The 18,509-nt window shown below is 74.6% G+C and carries 19 protein-coding genes and 1 pseudogene; 15 read left to right on the forward strand and 5 right to left on the reverse strand.

Going from position 1 to position 18,509, the window contains the following annotated elements:
• The first annotated feature begins 96 nt into the window (after nt 1-96).
• The 10 genes from ASG83_RS13195 to ASG83_RS07275 are packed head-to-tail and all read left to right on the forward strand — an operon-like array spanning nt 97 to nt 9,330.
• Nucleotides 97-1,032, forward strand: a complete 936-nt coding sequence (locus ASG83_RS13195) for a hypothetical protein (protein ID WP_162253788.1) — start codon at nt 97-99, stop codon at nt 1,030-1,032.
• Entirely contained in the window at nt 1,029-1,727 is a 699-nt protein-coding gene (locus tag ASG83_RS13200) for a cytidylyltransferase domain-containing protein (RefSeq protein ID WP_055858692.1), read from the forward strand. Before ASG83_RS13195 ends, ASG83_RS13200 begins: the two co-directional genes overlap by 4 nt.
• Nucleotides 1,724-2,599: an N-acetylneuraminate synthase family protein gene (locus ASG83_RS07240; protein WP_055858694.1), complete on the forward strand. Its 876-nt coding sequence runs from the start codon at nt 1,724-1,726 to the stop codon at nt 2,597-2,599. Before ASG83_RS13200 ends, ASG83_RS07240 begins: the two co-directional genes overlap by 4 nt.
• Nucleotides 2,596-3,837, forward strand: a complete 1,242-nt coding sequence (locus ASG83_RS07245) for a DUF6716 putative glycosyltransferase (protein WP_055858696.1) — start codon at nt 2,596-2,598, stop codon at nt 3,835-3,837. The genes ASG83_RS07240 and ASG83_RS07245 overlap by 4 nt, the downstream gene beginning before the upstream one ends.
• Before the next feature lie 48 nt (nt 3,838-3,885).
• Nucleotides 3,886-5,346 carry a cytosine permease gene (locus ASG83_RS07250; RefSeq protein WP_055858699.1) on the forward strand — a complete coding sequence of 487 codons (1,461 nt, stop codon included), beginning with the start codon at nt 3,886-3,888 and terminating at the stop codon, nt 5,344-5,346.
• Nucleotides 5,343-5,906, forward strand: a complete 564-nt coding sequence (locus ASG83_RS07255) for a cysteine hydrolase family protein (RefSeq protein WP_082599113.1) — start codon at nt 5,343-5,345, stop codon at nt 5,904-5,906. The genes ASG83_RS07250 and ASG83_RS07255 overlap by 4 nt, the downstream gene beginning before the upstream one ends.
• Nucleotides 5,903-7,051: an ADP-ribosylglycohydrolase family protein gene (locus ASG83_RS07260; protein WP_055858702.1), complete on the forward strand. Its 1,149-nt coding sequence runs from the start codon at nt 5,903-5,905 to the stop codon at nt 7,049-7,051. The genes ASG83_RS07255 and ASG83_RS07260 overlap by 4 nt, the downstream gene beginning before the upstream one ends.
• A complete protein-coding gene (locus ASG83_RS07265) occupies nt 7,048-7,959 on the forward strand; it encodes a PfkB family carbohydrate kinase (RefSeq protein WP_055858705.1) in 912 nt (303 codons plus the stop codon). Before ASG83_RS07260 ends, ASG83_RS07265 begins: the two co-directional genes overlap by 4 nt.
• A 51-nt stretch (nt 7,960-8,010) precedes the next feature.
• Nucleotides 8,011-8,811 carry a biotin--[acetyl-CoA-carboxylase] ligase gene (locus tag ASG83_RS07270; RefSeq protein WP_055858709.1) on the forward strand — a complete coding sequence of 267 codons (801 nt, stop codon included), beginning with the start codon at nt 8,011-8,013 and terminating at the stop codon, nt 8,809-8,811.
• A gap of 3 nt (nt 8,812-8,814) precedes the next feature.
• A complete protein-coding gene (locus tag ASG83_RS07275; RefSeq protein ID WP_055858713.1) occupies nt 8,815-9,330 on the forward strand; it encodes a PH domain-containing protein in 516 nt (171 codons plus the stop codon).
• A 17-nt stretch (nt 9,331-9,347) separates the two neighbouring features.
• Here the strand turns inward: ASG83_RS07275 and ASG83_RS07280 are convergent, their stop codons facing one another.
• The gene (locus ASG83_RS07280; protein ID WP_055858716.1) at nt 9,348-9,800 is read right to left on the reverse strand and encodes a GtrA family protein; all 453 of its coding nucleotides are present in this window, start codon (nt 9,798-9,800) and stop codon (nt 9,348-9,350) included.
• Between the two features lie 59 nt (nt 9,801-9,859).
• Between ASG83_RS07280 and ASG83_RS07285 the strand changes: the two genes are divergently transcribed.
• From ASG83_RS07285 to ASG83_RS07295, 3 genes and pseudogenes are all read left to right on the forward strand, one after another.
• The gene (locus tag ASG83_RS07285) at nt 9,860-10,960 is read left to right on the forward strand and encodes a 5-(carboxyamino)imidazole ribonucleotide synthase (protein ID WP_055858718.1); all 1,101 of its coding nucleotides are present in this window, start codon (nt 9,860-9,862) and stop codon (nt 10,958-10,960) included.
• Between the two features lie 18 nt (nt 10,961-10,978).
• Nucleotides 10,979-11,416: pseudogene (gene purE, locus ASG83_RS07290) on the forward strand (5-(carboxyamino)imidazole ribonucleotide mutase); the annotation flags it as partial.
• Entirely contained in the window at nt 11,413-12,732 is a 1,320-nt protein-coding gene (locus tag ASG83_RS07295) for an LCP family protein (protein ID WP_055858721.1), read from the forward strand. The pseudogene purE and the gene ASG83_RS07295, both read left to right, overlap by 4 nt.
• A gap of 9 nt (nt 12,733-12,741) precedes the next feature.
• Here ASG83_RS07295 and ASG83_RS07300 read toward each other — a convergent pair whose 3' ends face one another.
• Nucleotides 12,742-13,887, reverse strand: a complete 1,146-nt coding sequence (locus ASG83_RS07300) for a glycosyltransferase family 1 protein (protein ID WP_055858724.1) — start codon at nt 13,885-13,887, stop codon at nt 12,742-12,744.
• 151 nt (nt 13,888-14,038) lie between these two features.
• Here ASG83_RS07300 and ASG83_RS07305 point away from each other — a divergent pair, with 151 nt between their 5' ends.
• Nucleotides 14,039-14,659: a dTDP-4-dehydrorhamnose 3,5-epimerase family protein gene (locus tag ASG83_RS07305; protein WP_055858726.1), complete on the forward strand. Its 621-nt coding sequence runs from the start codon at nt 14,039-14,041 to the stop codon at nt 14,657-14,659.
• Here ASG83_RS07305 and ASG83_RS07310 read toward each other — a convergent pair.
• Entirely contained in the window at nt 14,656-15,537 is an 882-nt protein-coding gene (locus tag ASG83_RS07310; RefSeq protein ID WP_055858729.1) for a glycosyltransferase family 2 protein, read from the reverse strand. The two genes, ASG83_RS07305 and ASG83_RS07310, sit on opposite strands and share 4 nt — an antisense overlap.
• A 39-nt stretch (nt 15,538-15,576) precedes the next feature.
• Between ASG83_RS07310 and ASG83_RS07315 the strand changes: the two genes are divergently transcribed.
• Nucleotides 15,577-16,605 carry a glycosyltransferase family 2 protein gene (locus tag ASG83_RS07315; RefSeq protein ID WP_055858732.1) on the forward strand — a complete coding sequence of 343 codons (1,029 nt, stop codon included), beginning with the start codon at nt 15,577-15,579 and terminating at the stop codon, nt 16,603-16,605.
• Here ASG83_RS07315 and rfbD read toward each other — a convergent pair.
• A complete protein-coding gene (rfbD, locus tag ASG83_RS07320; protein ID WP_055858735.1) occupies nt 16,583-17,443 on the reverse strand; it encodes a dTDP-4-dehydrorhamnose reductase in 861 nt (286 codons plus the stop codon). The genes ASG83_RS07315 and rfbD overlap by 23 nt on opposite strands.
• A gap of 2 nt (nt 17,444-17,445) precedes the next feature.
• Nucleotides 17,446-18,441, reverse strand: a complete 996-nt coding sequence (rfbB, locus tag ASG83_RS07325) for a dTDP-glucose 4,6-dehydratase (RefSeq protein WP_055858736.1) — start codon at nt 18,439-18,441, stop codon at nt 17,446-17,448.
• Nucleotides 18,442-18,509: the final 68 nt, after the last annotated feature.

The raw sequence follows: 18,509 nt of genomic DNA on the forward strand, positions 1-18,509 counted from the left end.
CCGCCGGGCCCGCACCGCGTCACCCGCCGCTCGTAGCGTCGCTCGCGACACAGGCCCCGTCGTCGGCGCGGGCCGCGCGAGGGGGAGCCGATGCCGGTGACGTGCACGACCGCGTGGGTCGAGTCGCCGCTGCAGCTGCTCGGGGCGCTCGAGCACGCGGCGCTGACCGTCGACGAGCGCGACCAGCCGCTCGCGATCGTCCCGCGCGCGGGCGACACACAGCTCGAGCGCACTGCCGCCCACGTCCACGACCGCGGCCTCCCGCAGGCGGCCGCCATCGGCATCGAGCGGCGGCTGATGCCGTGGCATCGCTTCGCCGCCGGCGCCGAGTGGCTCGTGGGAGACGCGTTCTCGGGCCTCGTGCAGGCGCGACTGGCGCGCGCCGTGCCCGACCGTCTCGTCCTCGTCGACGACGGGGCGATCACGCGCCGCCTGGCCCGGCTGCTCGGGGCGGGCGAGCCGCTGCTGCGCCCCGCGCGGGCCGCCGCCGACGGCCCGAACGGCCTGCGGCGCGCTCTCGCGTCATCGACGATGCGCACGCTCCGCGCGCTCGCCGCGGAGGGCCGCCTCGACGTCACGACCTACCTCCCTCCCGCCGATCCGGCGGTCGCGTCCCTCCTCGAGCTGGGCGCCCGGGTGCGGCACCACCGCTTCGCGTGGACCCGCGAGCACGGGCTCGCCGCGCGCGACGTGCCCGAGGGGCGTCGCATCGTCCTCGGCACGGCGGCCGTCGCCGACGGCCTCATCGAGGCCGACGAGCAGAGCGGCCTCGTGCGGCGGCTGGCGCGCGAGCAGCGCCTGGCCTACCTCCCCCACCGGCGCGAGCCGGAGTGGTTCCTGCGGGCCCTCGCGCGCGAGCGCCACGTGGAGGTCGTCCCGGCCGCCGTGCCCGTGGAGCTCGCGCTCGCCGGCGCGCTCCGCCCGCTCGACGTCGTGAGCCGCCCGTCGAGCGCGATCGAGACGCTCAGCGTCGTGCTCGAGGGCACCGGCTCGAGCGTGCGGCTCGCGGACCCGGCGCCGGTCGCCCCGTGAGCGTCATCGCCGTCATCCCCGCGCGCGGCGGGTCGAGGGGAGTGCCGGGGAAGAACCTGCGCACGGTCGGCGGGCGGAGCCTCGTCGCGCGGGCGGTGGGTGCGGCCCGCGCCGCGGCATCCGTCGACCGCGTCGTCGTGAGCACCGACGACCCCGCGATCGCCCGCGAGGCCGAAGCGTCCGGCGCCGTCGTCGTCGTGCGGCCCGCGGATCTCGCCCGCGACGACGCCGCCTCGGAGAGCGCGCTCCTGCACGCGCTCGAGGTGACCGGCGACGGCGCCGAGGTGCTGGTCTTCCTGCAGGCGACCTCGCCCTTCATCGACCCGGCCGATCTGGATGCGGCGGTCGCGCGGGTGCGCTCCGGGGAGGCCGACGCCGTGTTCTCCGCGATCGCGACCCCGGTGTTCCTGTGGGCTCCGAGCGGCGAGGCCTCCGGCGCGACACCGCGCGGATGGTCGGGAGTCAACCACGACCCCGCGCACCGCCCGCGTCGGCAGGAGCTCCCTCCGCAGGTCGCCGAGACGGGCGCCTTCTACGTGCTCGACGCGGCCGGCTTCCGCGCCGCGCGCCATCGCTTCTTCGGGCGGGTGGAGCCGGCGATCGTCGCCGAGCGCTGCGGTCTGGACATCGACACCGAGGAGCAGCTGCTGCTCGCCGACGCCCTCGCGGGCACCATCGAAGGAGGAGGCGCGTGAGCGTCAGGATCGCCGGTCGGCCCATCGGGTCGGGTCACCCCGTCTACGTCATCGCCGAGATCGGCCTCAACCACAACGGCGACGTCGGCATCGCCAAGGAGCTCATCGACGTCGCGGCGGCGGCGGGCGCCGACGCGGTGAAGTTCCAGAAGCGCACGCCCGAGCTCGCGACTCCCGCCCACATGCGCGACGTCGCGCGCGAGACGCCGTGGGGCACGATGACCTACCTGGAGTACCGCCACCGCGTCGAGCTCGACCGCGAGCAGTACATCGAGATCGGCGACCACGCCACTCTCCGCGGTCTCGACTGGTTCGCCTCGCCGTGGGACGAGCCCTCCGTCGCCTTCCTGGAGGATCTCGGCGTCGTCGCCCACAAGGTCGCGTCGGCCTCCGTGACCGACCTGCCCCTCCTGCGGGCGATCGGGGCGACCGGCAAGCCGGTCATCCTGTCGACGGGCATGTCGACGCTCGAGCAGATCGACGCAGCGATCGAGGCGCTGGATGCCCGGGGCCGGCTGATCCTGCTCCACGCGACCTCGACGTACCCGATGCCCGCCGACGAGGCGAACCTCCGGGTGGTCCCCGCGCTCGCCGCCCGCTACCCGGGGGTGCCCGTCGGCTACTCCGGCCACGAGCGGGGGCTGCAGATCAGTCTCGCCGCCGCGGCCCTCGGCGCGACGGTCATCGAGCGGCACATCACGCTCGACCGCACGATGTGGGGCAGCGATCAGGCGGCGTCGCTCGAGCCGCAGGGGCTCGAGCACCTCGTGCGCGACGTGCGCATCATCGAGCAGGCGCTCGGCGACGGGGTCAAGCGCGTGCAGCCGGGCGAGCTCGCGCCGATGCGGAAGCTCCGGCGGGTCCCCGCGTGAGGCTGATCGCGATCGCCGACTCCGACTCGTACCTGAAGTGGGCCGCCGGCACGGTCGAGCGGCTCGCGCCCGAGGCGTCGAGCGACGAGGTCGCGCTGCAGCTCCTGGCGAACCCGGTCATGCCGAGCGAGCCGCAGCGGCGGGCCGCTCTCGAGCGCACGCGGTGGCGCAGCCGCGACCTCGCCGTGCTCGGGCTCGACGACCTCCTCGCGCAGGTGCGGCACCATCGGCCAGAGGCCGTCCTCGTAGGCATGCGCGGCCCGACCGCGGCGGTCGTGCTGCGCGAGCTCGTCGAGCTGCGCGACCGGCCGGTTCTCGTCACCGGGCTTCCGGGCGTCGGCATCCCGGCCACCCGCAAGGCCCTCTACTACCGGGCGCAGGCCGATGTCATGCTCGTGCACTCTCGGCGCGAGCGGCGCGCGTTCGCCGACCGAGCCGAGGCCCTGGGCTGGTCGCACCGCTTCGCGCTGTCGAGCCTGCCGTTCCTGGAGGGCCGCCCGCCGGCCGGCGACGACATCGTGCTCGCCGCGCAGGCGCTCGTCCCCGCGACGCTCGAGGAGCGCCGCTGGCTCGTCCGGCAGCTCGACGCGACGGCTCGCCGCCACCCGCATCGGCGGGTCGTGCTGAAGGTGCGCGCGTCGACCGGCGAGCAGCAGACCCACGCCGAGCGCTGGCCGCTCGCCGATCTGCTCGCCGAGCTGCCGGCCCGGGCGCCGAACCTCGTCGTGCGGGGCGGCTCGATGTCGCAGACCCTCGACACCGCGGGCGCGCTCGCCACGGTCAGCTCGACGGCCATCCTCGAGGCCGTCGCCCGGGGCATCCCCGCGCTCGCCCTCGACGACTTCGGGGTCGATGACGCGCTCATCAACACGGTCTTCCGCGACTCGGGGCTCCTGGGCTCGGTCGACGACCTGATCGAGGGCCGCTTCCGGATGCCCGCCCCCGCGTGGGCCGCCGACAACTACCTGCACGCCGAGGCCGGCGCCGATGCCGCGACGGCCCTCGACGCCCTCGTGCGCGAGCGCGCGAGCGGAGGGCTGCCGCCGCGCCGACCGGTCCGCTCGACCCTCGGCGGCCCCCTGCGGCGCGCGTGGGATCGCAAGTCGGCCCTCGGCGCGCACGACCGCTCGCTCTCGGGCGCCGCGGCGCTCGCGGTCGGCGTTCCGCTGCGCGCGATCGTGCGCGCCAGTGCGCGGCGCGTTGACCGCCCCCTGGCCCGGGGATACGCTCGCCGCTGACGGCTCCCTCCCCGGCGGGCCGCACCCCATGTGCAGCGGAGGCACCCCATGTCGACGGCGATCGAGGGCGGGAGCGCTGCGGCGCTCGCCGTCGAGCAGAACGGCATCAACGTCATCCACGAGTCGGAGCGCAGGGGCACGCCGCGCGACCTGTTCTGGCCCTGGGCGGCGGCGAACATCTCGGTGTTCGGCATCGCGTACGGGGCGTTCCTGCTCTACTTCGGCATCTCGTTCTGGCAGGCGCTGCTGGTGGGCGCGGTCGGCATCGGCGTCTCCTTCTTCTTCGTCGGGGTGATCGCGCTCGCGGGCAAGCGCGGCTCGGCGCCGACGCTCGTGCTCAGCCGGGCGATCTTCGGCGTCGACGGGAACAGGGTGCCGAGCATCCTGTCGTGGATTCTCACGGTGGGCTGGGAGACGGTGCTCGTCTCGCTCGCCGTGCTCGCGACCTCCACGGTGCTCGGCGCGCTCGGCTTCGACGCCGGCGTCGGCACGCAGGTCGTGGCGCTCGTCGTCGTCGCGGCGCTCGTCATCGGGGCCGGCATCATGGGCTTCGACCTCATCATGCGCCTGCAGAAGTGGATCACCATCGCCACGGGGGTGCTGACGATCGTCTACGTCGTGCTCGTGCTGCCGCAGATCGACCTCGGTGCGGTCCTCGCCCTCCCGGCGGGCGAGGCGGGCGCCGTCATCGGCGGGCTCGTGTTCATGCTCACGGGCTTCGGGCTCGGCTGGGTCAACGCGGCCGCCGACTACTCGCGCTACCTTCCGCGCTCGGCCTCCAGCCGCGGCGTCGTCGGCTGGACGACGTTCGGCGCGTCGTGGGCTCCGGCCCTGCTCCTGCTCGTCGGCCTCCTGCTCGCGGGCTCGTCGACGACGCTCCTCGACGCGATCGGCACCGACCCGGTCGGCGCACTCTCGACGATCCTGCCCACCTGGTTCCTCGTGCCGTTCGCGATCGTCGCCGTGCTCGGCTTCGTCGGCGGGGCGGTGCTCGACATCTACTCCTCGGGGCTGTCGCTGCTCGCCGCGGGGCTGAAGCTGCCGCGCGCGGCCGCGGTCGGCATCGACGGCGCGCTCATGGTGCTGGGCACGATCTTCGTCGTCTTCGTCGCGCAGGACTTCTTCGGCCCGTTCCAGGGCTTCCTCATCACCCTCGGGGTGCCGATCGCGGCGTGGGCGGGCATGTTCATCGCCGACATCATCCTCCGCAGGCAGCCCTACGCCGACGCCGAGCTCTACGACCGCGCCGGCCGCTACGGCTCGGTGCGGTGGGAGTCGATCGCCCTCCTCGTCATCGCGACGGCGATCGGCTGGGGCTTCGTGTCGAACGCCTTCTACGGCGACGCCTTCCTGTGGCAGGGGTACTTCCTCGGCCTCACCCCCGGTCTCGAGGGCGCCAACCTGGGCGTGCTCATCTCGCTCGTGCTCGGCTTCGCGGGGTACCTCCTGCTCGGCCGCTCGGCCGTGCGCCGGCAGGATGCGCTCGGCGCGACGGCGCCCGTCGCGTGAGCGGCGCGGGTGACGGCCGTCCCTGGCTCGTCGTCATCGACATGCAGCGCGTCTTCGGCGAGGAGGGCAGCCCGTGGTTCGCCCCCGGCACGCCCGCGATCGAGCCCGTCGTCGCCTCGCTCGTGGAGGCGTTCGACGACCGCGTGGCGCTCACGCGCTTCGTCGCGCCCGCCGAGCCCGTCGGCGCGTGGGTGCCGTACTACGCGCAGTGGCCGTTCGCGCTCGTGCCGCCGACCGAGGGGATCTGGGATCTCCTGCCGAGCATCCCCGCACGCGATCACCGGGTGGTGACGCGCACGACGTTCTCGAAATGGGATGCGGAGCTCGCGTCGATCGTCGGCCACGACATGGTCCTCGCCGGGGTCTCGACCGACTGCTGCGTGCTCTCGACCGCCCTCGCCGCCGCGGACGCGGGGGTGCGCGTGCGGGTCGTCGCCGACGCGTGCGCGGGCGTGACGGAGGCCGACCACGAGCGGGCGCTCGCCGCGATGGCGCTCTACGCGCCGCTCATCGAGATCACGACGAGCGCCGGGATCCTCGCCGAGGTCGCGGGGGCGTGAGCGCGGAAGCGGCGGAGCCCGCGGCAGGGGCGTCGTCGACGGGGGAGCGCGACCGAGCGCTCGGCGCGCTCCAGGGACTCGCGATCGGCGACGCCCTCGGGATGCCCTTCCAGCTGCTGCCGCGCGACGCGGTGCGCGCGGGGTGGGGCGCGATCGTCGGCGGGTTCGCCGCGCCGGCGGCCGATCATCCGCTCGCCGGGGGCATGCCGCCCGGCGCGATCACCGACGACACCGAGCAGGCCCTGCTCGTCGCCCGGCTGCTCATCGCGGGCGAGGGCCGCATCGCGCCCGCCGATCTCGCGCGCGCGCTCGTGGCGTGGGAGGACGACATGCGCCGCCGGGGATCCAGCGACCTGCTCGGGCCCTCGACGACGCGCGCCGTGCAGGCGGTGCTGCGCGGCGAGCCGCTCGAGACCGCGGGGCGCACCGGCACGACGAACGGTGCGGCGATGCGCGTCGCGCCCGTGGGCATCGCGACCCCCGGCTCGGACGTCGCGGTGCTCGTGGACGCGGTCGAGGCCGCGAGCGCGGTGACGCACGCGACCTCGCTCGCGCTCGCCGCCGCATCCGCCGTCGCCGCCGCCGTGAGCGCGGGCATCGACGGAGCGGGCATGCGCGCGGCGCTCGATGCGGGCGTCGCCGCGGCAGAGAGCTGCCGCGGTCGCGGGCACTGGGTCGCGGGCGCCGACGTCGCCGCGCGCATCCGCGCCGCGATCGCCCTCGCCGAGGCCGAGGGGCCGGGGCGGCAGGTCGTCGACCCGCGCGAGCGGGAGTCGGTCGTCGCCGCCGTCCTCGACCGCGTGGCCCTCGTCGTCGGGACGAGCCTCGCCTCGCAGGAGTCCATCCCCGCCGCGTTCGCCGTGCTCGCCCTCGCGCCGGACGACCCGTGGCTCGCGGTGCGCGCCGCCGCGTCGCTCGGGGGCGACGCCGACACGATCGGCGCGATCGCCGGCGCCATCGCGGGCGCCGTGCACGGCACCGGGCCCTGGACCGGTGGGCCCGCCGCGACCGTCGACGCCGTGAGCGTCGCGCGCCTCGGCGTCGGCTCTCTCGACCTCCCCGCGATCGCCGACGCCCTCCTGGCGCTGCGTCATCGGTCGCCTCACGCCGCGTCGTCGGTCGCCTCACCGGGGGCGGGCGGATGACCGCGCGCCTCGTGAGCGTCGGCAACGCTCTCATCGATCTCGCCCTCGACGTCCCGCACCTTCCCGCCCACGGCGGCGACGTGCGCGGCCGCTCCCGCGGTCTGCACGCCGGGGGCGCCGCGAACGTGCTGCTCGCCGCTCGCCGGCAGGGGCTGCCCGCCGCCTACGCCGGCGCGCACGGCACCGGACCGCTCGGCGACCGGGTTCGGGCGCTTCTCGCCGCCGAGGGGGTCGCGGTGCTGCTCGCGGCGCATCCGGCCTTCGACACCGGGGTAGACGTCGCCTTCACCGAGCCCGATGGCGAGCGCAGCTTCGCGACCGCCTTCGGCGCCGAGGCGGAGCTCGCCGCCGCCGCCCTCGCCGCCGTCGCGATCGGCGACGACGACCTCGTGCACGTCTCCGGCTACGGGCTCCTCGACGCGACCAATGGCGCCGTGCTGGGCCCGTGGATCGCCGGGCTTCCCGAGCGCGCCACGGTGCTGCTCGACCCCGGCCCGCTCGCGGTCGTCGAGCGGCCCGCGGCGCTCGACGCGGTGCTCGCGCGCGCCGACTGGATGAGCGCCTCGCTCGCCGAGGCCCTCACGCTCACCGGCGAGGCGTCCGCGGAGGGCGCCGCCCGCGCGCTCGCGAGCCGCGACCGCGGAGCGATCGTCCGGCTCGGCGCCGAGGGGTGCCTCGTCGCGGTCTGCGGGTCGGTCGAGCGCGTCGCGGGGTTCGCCGTGGAGCAGGTCGACGCGACGGGCGCGGGCGACGCGCACCTCGGCGCGTTCGCCGCCGCGCTCGCCCGAGGCGAGGCGCCCGCGCGCGCGGCGCGCATCGCGAACGCCGCGGCGGCGATCGCGGTCACGCGGCCCGGGCCGGCGACCGCCCCGACCCTCGCCGAGGCGCTCGCGCTCGCGCGCGGCTGACCCCGGCATCGGCCCCCGGGGCCCGGTGGCGGCGCGCCGTACGCTCGATGCATGGAGCTCCCCCTCAGCCGCGCCGTCGCCCCCGACCTCGAGTGGCGCGCGTCGTGCCCGTCGACGAACTCCGAGCTCGTCCGCCGCGCCGCCGAGCTGCCCGACCTCGCCGTCCTCGCGACCGACCACCAGACGGCGGGCCGGGGCCGCCTCGATCGCGTGTGGAGCGCGCCGGCGGGCGCATCCCTCGCGATCTCGGTGCTCGTGCGCCTCGACCCGGCCGGCGCCGACCCGCAGCGCCTGGGCTGGCTGCCGCTGCTCGCCGGCGTCGCGATGACGCACGCGGTGCGCGAGCTCGGCGTCGCCGGCGCGGGGCTCAAGTGGCCGAACGACGTGCTCGTCGGCGGTCGCAAACTCTCGGGGGTGCTGACCGAGCTCACGCCGCACGGGGTCGTCATCGGCGCGGGCCTCAACACCCGCATGACCGTGGAGCAGCTGCCGGTGCCGACCGCGACCTCGCTCGCGATCGAGGGCGTGGCCGAGGGCGCCGTCGAGGGCGTCGCCGGCGGGGCGGATGCCCCGCTCGCCGACCGCGCGCTCGCCGCGTACCTGCGCGCGCTCCGCGATCTCGTCGCCCGGTGGCGCGAGGCTCCGACGGCGGGGGCGCTGCGCCCGCTCGTCGAGCCGGTGCTCGACACGCTCGGCTCGGCCGTGCGGGTCGACCAGCCCGGGCTCGCGCCCCTGCGCGGCGTCGCCGAGGCGCTCGACGACGACGGGCGGCTGCTCGTCCGCCCCGGCGGGGGCTCCTCGGCGCTCGTCGCCGTGTCGGCCGGCGACGTGACGCACCTGCGCTATGAATAGGGCATGACCGGGGAGCCCCGCGAGCCCGAGCGCGTCATCGTGCTCCTGCGCGCGCACGCGCGCGCCCTCACGGGTCCCGTCATCGTCGCCGTTCTCGTCAGCGGCGCGGCCGTCTACGGCGCGACCGCCCTCGACGAGCCGTGGCAGCGCATCGCGGTCGCGGCCGGCGGCGCCCTCGCGATCGTCGGTCTCGCGGTGGTGCCGTACATCCGGTGGCTCGCCAGCAACGTGCTCATCACGACGCGGCGCATCGTCGTGCGCCGCGGTCTCGGGGTGCGCACGCGCCAGGAGGTCCTGCACAGCAGGAGCTACGACGTCTCGCTGCGCCAGTCGGCGATCCAGCGCCTGCTCGGCTCGGGCGACATCCTCCTCAACACCGGCCTCGACCGCCCCGTGGTGCTGCGCGATCTGCCGCGCGCCGCGCTCGTCCAGGAGGCGCTCTCCGACCTCATGGAGCACAGCAGGAGCTCGGTCGCCGAGGCCCGCCGGCAGACCGGCGCGACACCGCTCGCGGGCTGACTGCGGCGGTTCGGCTCTCAGCCGACGAGCGACTCCGCTCGGGCATCCCGTCTCGGATGGAACACCCACCAGCGGTACAGCGCGAACCGGAACAGGCTGCCGAGGCCGAGCCCCACGACGTTCGAGGCGATGTTGTCGGCGAGCAGGCTCGTGAAGCCGAGCACCTCGCGCGAGATCACGAGGCAGCCGACGGCGATGAGCATGCCGCCGATGCTGACGATCACGAACTCGACGGCCTCGCGGCCGGCCGGCCGTCGCCGCCGCAGCCGGAAGCTCCAGTAGCGGCTGCCGACCCAGTTGACGGCGATCGCGACCGTGGTCGAGACGACCTTCGCGATGATCGGGCCCTCGGCGATCAGCTCGGGCGAGAGCACCGTCACGCGCAGCAGGTTGAACAGCGCGATGTCCACCACCAGCCCGACGAGCCCGACCGCGCCGAAGCGGGCGAACTGGGCGAGCAGGTGGGGCATGGGGCCTCCGGGGTGCACCACAATGGACGGGAGGCCCCCAATCTAGAGGAGGAGCAGCCATGCCCGTCATCGGCGTCATCGGCGGAGGACAGCTCGCGCGCATGATGATCCCCGCGGCCGTCGCGCTCGGCATCGAGATCCGAGTGCTGGCCGAGGCGGAGGACTCCTCCGCCCGCCTCGCCGCCACGGTCGTCGGCGACTACCGGGATGCCCGCACCGTCCTCGACTTCGCATCAGGCTGCGACGCGATCACCTTCGATCACGAGCACGTGCCGCAGGAGGTGCTCAGGGCGCTCGTCGCCGCCGGCGCCGCGGTGCGGCCCGGCCCGGACGCGCTCCTGTACGCGCAGGACAAGCTCCTCATGCGCGAGCGCCTCGGCGCCCTCGGCGTGCCGATGCCCGACTGGGCGCGCGTGGAGTCGCGCGACGAGCTCGCCGCCTTCCTCGCCGACCACGGCGGCCGCGCGGTCGTGAAGACCCCGCGCGGCGGCTACGACGGCAAGGGCGTCCGCGTCGTCGACGCCCCCGACGGCGCCGACGACTGGCTCGCCGGCGGCCCTGTGCTCGTCGAGGAGCTCGTGAGCTTCCAGCGCGAGCTCGCGCAGCTCGCGGCCCGCCGCCCGAGCGGCGAGGTCCGGCTGTGGCCGCTCGTCGAGACGGTGCAGCGCGGGGGCGTCTGCGCCGAGGTCATCGCCCCGGCGCCCCACGCGGGCGATGCGGCCGAGCGGGCCGCCGCGGAGATCGCCACGATCGTCGCGAACGGGCTCGGAGTCACGGGCGTCCTCGCGGTCGAGCTCTTCCACGCCTCCGACGGCCGCGTGCTCGTCAACGAGCTCGCGATGCGACCGCACAACTCCGGTCACTTCTCGATCGACGGCTCGGTCACGAGCCAGTTCGAGCAGCACCTCCGCGCCGTCCTCGACTGGCCGCTGGGGGCGACGGATGCTCTCGCCGACTGGAGCGTCATGATCAACGTCTTCGGCGCCCTCCCGCCGGAGCGCATCGCCGCCGCGCTCGGCCACCAGCCGAGCGCGAAGGTGCACGCCTACGGCAAGGGGCCCCGCGCGGGCCGCAAGGCCGGCCACGTCACGGCGATCGGCGCCGACCTCGACGACGTCGCCTACCGGGCGCGCGCCGCGGCCGCCCACTTCGACGACTGAGCCTTACCATGGCACTCNGCCCTCGACGAGTTCGACATCCCCTGCGAGGTCGAGGTGCTGAGCGCACACCGCACCCCGGACGCGATGATCGCGTACGGCCGCGCGGCCGCCGGCAGGGGCATCCGCGCCATCATCGCCGGAGCCGGCGGCGCCGCCCACCTGCCCGGCATGATCGCCTCCGTGACGACGCTGCCCGTGATCGGCGTGCCCGTTCCCCTGAAGACGCTCGACGGGCTCGACTCGCTGCTCAGCATCGTGCAGATGCCCGCGGGCATCCCCGTCGCGACCGTGTCGATCGGCGGCGGGCGCAATGCGGGCATCCTCGCCGCGCGCATCATCGGGGCGACGGATGCCGTGGTCGCCGAGAGGCTGGCCGCCTTCGCGACGGGCCTCGAGCAGGCCGTCGCCGCCAAGAACGAGGCGCTCAAGACCGCGGTCGCCTCCCGCGCGCGGTGAGCCTCGCCTCGCCGCTCCGGCACCCCGACACGCGCCAGCCGGAGCTCATGGCCAAGCGCGCCTGGTGGCTCCTCGGCCTCAACCTGCTGATCCCCGGCTCGGCGCAGCTGCTCGCGGGCGATCGCAAATGGGGGCGCTTCGCGGTCGGCGCGACGTTCGTCCTCTGGGGAATCATGGTCGTCGCCGTGGTGCTCACGCTCGTCGCGCGGCCCGTCGCGCTCACGATCGCGACGAACGTCGTCGTGCTCTGGATCGCGCAGCTCTGCCTCATCTTCTACGCCGCGCTCTGGCTCGCGACCACGATCAACGCGCTCAGCCTGGCGCGCATCGTCCGCGCGAGCCCTCGCGCCCGCGCCCCCCTCGCGGGGTTCGTGGCGCTGACGCTCGTGCTCGCCGTCGGCGGCACCGGCTGGGCGGCCTGGGCGACCGGCATCGGGCGCGACACGCTCGGCAGCGTCTTCGCGGGCGGCTTCATCGAGCCGCCGATCGACGGCCGGTACACGATCCTGCTCCTGGGCGGCGACGCCGGGCCCGATCGCATCGGCCTGCGCCCCGACAGCATCAGCCTCGCGAGCGTGGACGCCGGCACGGGCGCCGTGACGATGATCGGCATCCCCCGGAACCTCTACAACGCTCCCTTCTCGGAGGACTCCCCCCTGTGGGAGGAGTGGCCGACGGGCTTCGACTGCGGCGACGACTGCCTCGTCAGCTACCTCTACCCCTGGGCCGAGGAGCACCCCGAGCTGTACCCGAAGGCCGAGCGCGACGGCAGCACGCCCGGCATCGAGGCGATGAAGGACGCCGTCGAGGGCATCACCGGCCTGCCCGTGCAGTACACCGTGCTCATCGACATGCAGGGCTTCGCGCAGCTCATCGACGCGCTCGGCGGAGTCGTCGTCGACGCGGTCGGCATGGATCTCGGCATCAACGGCGGACCGGTCGTCGGCCGCATCGAGGCCGGGGAGCAGCGCATGGACGGCGCGACGGCCCTCTGGTACGCCCGCAACCGCTACAACCTCACCGACTTCGACCGCATGGCGCACCAGCGGCAGATCCAGGAGGCGATCCTGCGGCAGGTGGAGCCCGCGACGGTGCTCACGCGCTTCGAATCGATCGCCGACGCGGGCACGCAGGTCGTCCGCACGGACATCCCGCAGTCCATGCTCGGAGTCCTGAGTGATCTCGCCGTCAAGGCGCGCGAGCTCCCCATCGCCGACGTCGAGCTCACGCCTCCGACGATCGACAACGTCGAGCCCGACTACGAGCTCGTCCGCAGCCTCGTCGCCGAGGCGCTCGCGCCGGAGGGCGAGGGCTGAGCGCGCGGCTCAGAGATCGGCGTGGAGCTGCCAGGTCTTCTCGGCCGAGTCCCGCCAGCTGAAGGCGCGGGCGCGATCGTGGCCGCGGACGGCGAGATCCCCCGCGAGCATGGGCTCCTCCAGGATCCGGCGGATGGCGTCGGCGAGGCGCCGGGGGTAGCCGGCGAAGTCCTCCCGCGCGACGACGAGGCCGGCGTCGGCCGCGAGCTCCACGAGGGCGGGCGCGTCGGAGTGGATGACCGGGGTCCCGAGGCCCATCGCCTCGAGCACGGGGAGGGCGAAGCCATCGGCGAGACTGGGCACGATCACGGCCTCGGCCCGGTCGTAGACCGTCGCGAGGTCGGCATCGTCGAGGGTGCCCAGCGCGAGGACGCGCTCCGGTGAGAGGCGCGCGTCCTTCCTGATGCCGTCCAGGTCGACGTCGGCCCCGCTCGTCGGACCCGCGAGGACGAGCGCGATGTCGGGGGCGTGCGGATCGGCGAGAGCCCACAGCAGCTCCGCGATGCCCTTCCGCGCCTCGAACGGGCCGACGGCGAGCACGTAGCGGTCCGGGAGCTCCAGGCGGGTCGCGCGCTCGTGCGCGTCCTCCGGCACCGCGAGCGCGCTGCTCACCGCGCCGGCGATGACGCGGATGCGATCGCCGAGGTCGAGGGCGGCGCCGAGCTGCTCGGCCACCGCGTGCGTGGGCACCACGATCGCGTCGGCGTGACGCTGCGCGCGTCTCGCCATCGCGCGGCTCCACGTCACCGCCGAGGCGGGAAGGGTCTCGGGGTGGGTCCACGGCACGGCGTCGTGGATGGTGACGACGATCTGCTCCCCGGGGGACTCGAACCGATCGTGGCGGTAGAGCGGGGCGAACAGGCTCGGGGCGTGGACCATCCCGCTGCCCGGCAACCGGGTGAAGCCGTGCTGCCAGGCCGCCCTCAGCTGCCGCCGGTCCAGCGCGCTCTTGAACAGGCCGGACAGGCCGGGGAGCTCCCGCTCGATGCGGTCGTACTCCGACTGCGGGGACGAGGGGACGATCCCCCTCACCTCGCAGCCGCGGGGAGCCGTCGCGATGAGCTGACGGGTGAGCTCCAGGCCGTACCGACCGATGCCGGAGGGGGTCTCCGCGCCGACCTGGTCGAGGATCACGCGGAGGGTCGTGGTGGACACGCGCGAGCCTCCTCTCCTCGGGGTCGGGGCCGGGGCCGGGTCCGCCCCGCGCCGACCCTACCAGCGCGAGGGGTCCACCCCCGAACGGGGGTGCTCGGGAGCGGCTCCGTGCCGCCGAGCCGCTCCGTCGCGCCGATCTAGACTCGGTGCCATGCAGATCCGAGAGCTCACCATCGCCGGCGCTTTCGAGGTCACCCCGAGGCAGTTCCCCGACGACCGCGGCGCGTTCTGGGAGTGGTACCGGTTCGACGCTCTCGCGGAGGCGGTCGGGCACCCTCTCGACCTGCGGCAGGGGAACGGCTCGGTCTCCCGTCGCGGCGTCGTGCGGGGCATCCACTTCGCGGACGTCCCGCCCAGCCAGGCCAAGTACGTCACCGTCACCGCGGGCGCCGTGATCGACTACGTGATCGACATCCGGGTCGGCTCGCCGACCTTCGGCCGCTGGGAGGCGGTGCGCCTCGACGCGGTGGATCGCCGCGCGGTCTACGTCGGAGAGGGGCTCGGGCACGCCTTCGTCTCGCTCGAGGACGGCTCGACCGTCACCTACCTCGTGAGCGAGGTGTTCAACCCCTCCGCGGAGCACGGCATCACCCCGCTCGACGAGACGGTCGCGCTGGAGTTCCCGGCCGAGGCGGGCGAGCCGTTGCTCTCGCCGAAGGATCTGGAGGCGCCGACGCTTCTCGAGGCGCGGGCGTCGGGCCTGCTTCCGACCTGGGAGGCCACGACCGCCTACGGCCGAGCGCTCGACGAGCGCTGGAGCGCCGCCCGCTAGTCCTGGCGGCCGATCGTGCGGGTCATGACCGCCGAGCGCAGCGAGAGTCCCGCGGTGAGGACGGCGCGGACGGGCCACAGGTACCAGGCACGGTACTTGCCGCGCAGGAACCTCTTCGCGCTGTCGTGGTGCGCGCGCACCATCCGCGCCGACTCCGCGCCGGTCGAGTGGGCGCCCGTGTGCAGGGCTCTCGCCGCCGGCTCGTAGACGCTGCGGAACCCGGCCCGGCCGAGTCGGTGGCCGAGATCGACGTCCTCGAAGTACATGAAGTAGCCCTCGTCGAACCCGCCGATGCGCTCGAACGCCGACCGGCGGACGATGAGGCACGATCCGGAGAGCCACCCGACGTCGCGCCGCCCGCCGGAGACGGCGGCGCCGTCGCGATAGGCGGCCGTCCAGGGGTTCGACTTCCAGACGTCGGCGAACAGCGCGTGCCCGATCCCCGTGCGGAGCGAGGGGATCGCCCGCGCCGAGGGGTACACCGTGCCGTCGGAGTTCTCGACGGCGGGCCCGACGGCGCCGATGCGCTCGTCGGCGTCGCCCGTGGCGAGGAGCGCGTCGATGGAGCCGGCGCGGAACTCGACATCGGGGTTCGTCACGACGATCCACTCGACGCCCGAGGGCAGGGCCGACACCGCGGCGTTGACGGCACCGCCGTAGCCGGGGTTGTGCGCCAGGGGGATGTAGGTCGCGCCGTGGCTCTCGGCGAGCGCGCGGGCCTCCCCCTCCGAGGGGAGGTTGTCGGCGATGACGGTCGCGTAGGGCTCGGAGATCGCGCCGGGGAGCGAGGCGAGCAGACCCGGCAGCACGCCCTCGGAGCGGTAGGCCACCGTCACCACGCCCACGCGCTCGGCGGTGTCGCTCGCATCCGTGGTCATGGTGATGTCATCGTACTGGCGCGCTTCTAGGCTGGGGGCATGCCGACCGACCCGCCGTCGACCGACGCCCCGCTCGCGGTGTCGGTCGCCCTCTGCACGCACAACGGCAGCGCGTTCGTCGGCGAGCAGATCCGCAGCATCCTCTCCCAGGTGCCGGCGCCGGCCGAGATCGTCGTCGGCGACGACGCGTCGAGCGACGGAACCGTCGCCGTCGTGCGCAGCATCGTCGAGCAGCATCGCGCCGAGCATCCCGGATCGGCGATCGCCCTGCGGATCATCGAGCGCGACCGGCCCCTCGGCGTCACCCGCAACTTCGAGCAGACGATCGCGGCCTGCCGCGGCGACGTCGTCGCCCTCAGCGACCAGGACGACGTCTGGCCGGCCGGTCGGCTCGCCCGGCTGCTTCCGGTCTTCGACGATGCGGCCGTCCTCCTCGTGCACACGGATGCCCGGCTCGTCGACGCGGGGGGCCAGGACTCGGGCGCGCGCCTGCTGTCGACCCTCGAGGCGAGCCCGCGCGAGCGCGAGCTGCTCGAGCACGGCGATGCGCTCGACGTGCTCATCCGGCGCAACCTCGTGACCGGGGCGACGGTGCTGGTGCGGCGGGCCCTCGCCGAGCGGTCGATGCCGTTCCCCGCGTCGTGGGTGCACGACGAGTGGCTCGCGATGATGGCCGCCGTCGAGGGAGGGCTGCGGCTCGTGCCGGAGCCGTGGCTGGACTACCGCCAGCACGGCGCGAACGTCATCGGCGCGAGCGAGGTCACGTGGGCCCGCCGCTTCGAGCGCCTGCGCGAGCCGCGCGACGAGCGGGCGCCGCGCCTCGTCGCCCGCGCCGCCGCTCTCGTCGAGCGGCTCGAGGAGCGGCCCGAGCAGACCGACGCGCTCCGTCTCGCGCGCGCGAAGCTCGCGCACGAACGCGCCCGGGCCGCGATGCCCGGCTGGCAGCCGCTGCGTCTGCCCGCGATCATCGGCGCCGCGCTCGCCGGTCGGTACTCCCGCTACAGCCGCGGCGCGATCGACATCGCGCGCGACCTCGTGCAGCCCGCTACGCGGAGGGGCGGACGATAGCCCCCGAGCGCCAGGCGTCGGCGAGAGCCGAGCGCCAGTCGCGCATCGGCTCGAGACCGAGCGGCGCCCACGCGTCGTGCCCCAGCACCGAGTAGGCCGGCCGCGGCGCGGGGCGCACGAACGTCGACGAGTCGGTCGGCTGCACGCGCTCCGGGTCGAGTCCCGCCTCCTCGAAGATCGCGCGGGCGAAGCCGAACCACGTCGTCTCTCCGGTCGAGGTGCCGTGCACGACGCCGCGGCGCGCCCCCGAGTCGAGGAGGCGCACGATCTGCTCGGCGAGGTCCTGGGTCCAGGTCGGCTGGCCGCGCTGGTCGTCGACGACGGTCAGGGTCTCGCGCTGCGCGGCGAGCGCGAGCATCGTCGCGGCGAAGTTCGGCCCGTGCTGCCCGTACAGCCACGCGGTGCGCACGACAATGGTGCCGTCGGGATGCGCGGCGAGGGCCCGGCGCTCGCCCTCGGCCTTCGTGCGCCCGTAGGCCGACACCGGGGCGAGCGGCGCATCCTCCGCGTACGGCGAGGTCGCACTGCCGTTGAAGACGTAGTCCGTGGAGAGCTGGACGAGGACGGCGCCCTCCTCGGCGGCGGCGCGCGCGAGGTTCTCCGCGCCGAGCGCATTGACCCGGAGCGCGTCGTCCTCGTGCGACTCCGCGTCGTCGACCTTCGTGTAGGCGGCGGCGTTGATGACGACGTCGTGCCCGCGCACCGCGGCGCGGGCCGCATCGGCGTCGGCGATGTCGAGCTCGCGCCGCGCGGCGGCGGTGACCGCCCGCCCGCCGAGGGCGGTCTGCAGGTCGCGGCCGAGCATCCCGCCCGCCCCCGTGATGAGGTAGCGCGTCATCGTCACTGGCCCTGGGCCAGGTAGCGCGCCTCGGTCGCGTCCTTCTGCGGAGCCCACCACGCCTCGTTGTCGCGGTACCAGGCGATCGTCGCCTCGAGTCCGGCCTCGAAGTCGGAGTACTGGGGCGCCCAGCCCAGCTCGGTGCGCAGCTTGCTCGAGTCGATCGCATAGCGCAGGTCGTGCCCGGGCCGGTCGGTGACGTGGTCGTACGCGTCGGCCGGCTGGCCGAGGTGGGTGAGGATGAGCTCGACGACCTGCTTGTTGTTCTTCTCGCCGTCGGCGCCAATGAGGTACGTCTCGCCGATGACGCCCCGGTCGAGGATGGTCATGACGGCGGACGAGTGGTCGTTCGCGTGGATCCAGTCGCGGACGTTCTCGCCCTTCCCGTAGAGCTTGGGGCGCTCGCCGCGCAGCACGTTCGTGATCTGGCGGGGGATGAACTTCTCGACGTGCTGGTAGGGGCCGTAGTTGTTCGAGCAGTTGGAGATCGTGGCCTGCACGCCGAACGAGCGGACCCAGGCGCGCACGAGGAGGTCGCTGCCGGCCTTCGTCGACGAGTACGGGCTCGACGGGTTGTACGGCGTCGACTCGGTGAAGCGCGCGGGGTCGTCGAGCTCGAGGTCGCCGTAGACCTCGTCGGTCGAGATGTGGTGGAAGCGCACGCCGTGGCGGCGCACGGCCTCCAGGAGCGTGAAGGTGCCGATGACGTTCGTGTCGAGGAAGGGGCGCGGATCGTCGAGGGAGTTGTCGTTGTGGCTCTCGGCCGCGTAGTGGACGACGGCGTCGTGGGCCTGGACGAGCTCGTCGACGAGAGCGGCGTCGCAGATGTCGCCCTGGACGAACCGGACGCGGTCCTCCGGGAGCCCCGCGAGCGATGCGCGATTGCCGGCGTAGGTGAGCTTGTCGAGCACGGTGATCGTGTGGTCGGTGCTCGCGACCGCGTAGTGGACGAAGTTGCTGCCGATGAATCCGGCGCCGCCGGTGACGATGATCTTCACCGGGCGATTCTACGGGGGAGCCCCGTTGCTAGACTCGGCCGGTCGCCGACGGCCATCGCCGCCGGGGT

The organism is Yonghaparkia sp. Soil809, from assembly GCF_001429705.1.
Taxonomy (GTDB): domain Bacteria; phylum Actinomycetota; class Actinomycetes; order Actinomycetales; family Microbacteriaceae; genus Microcella.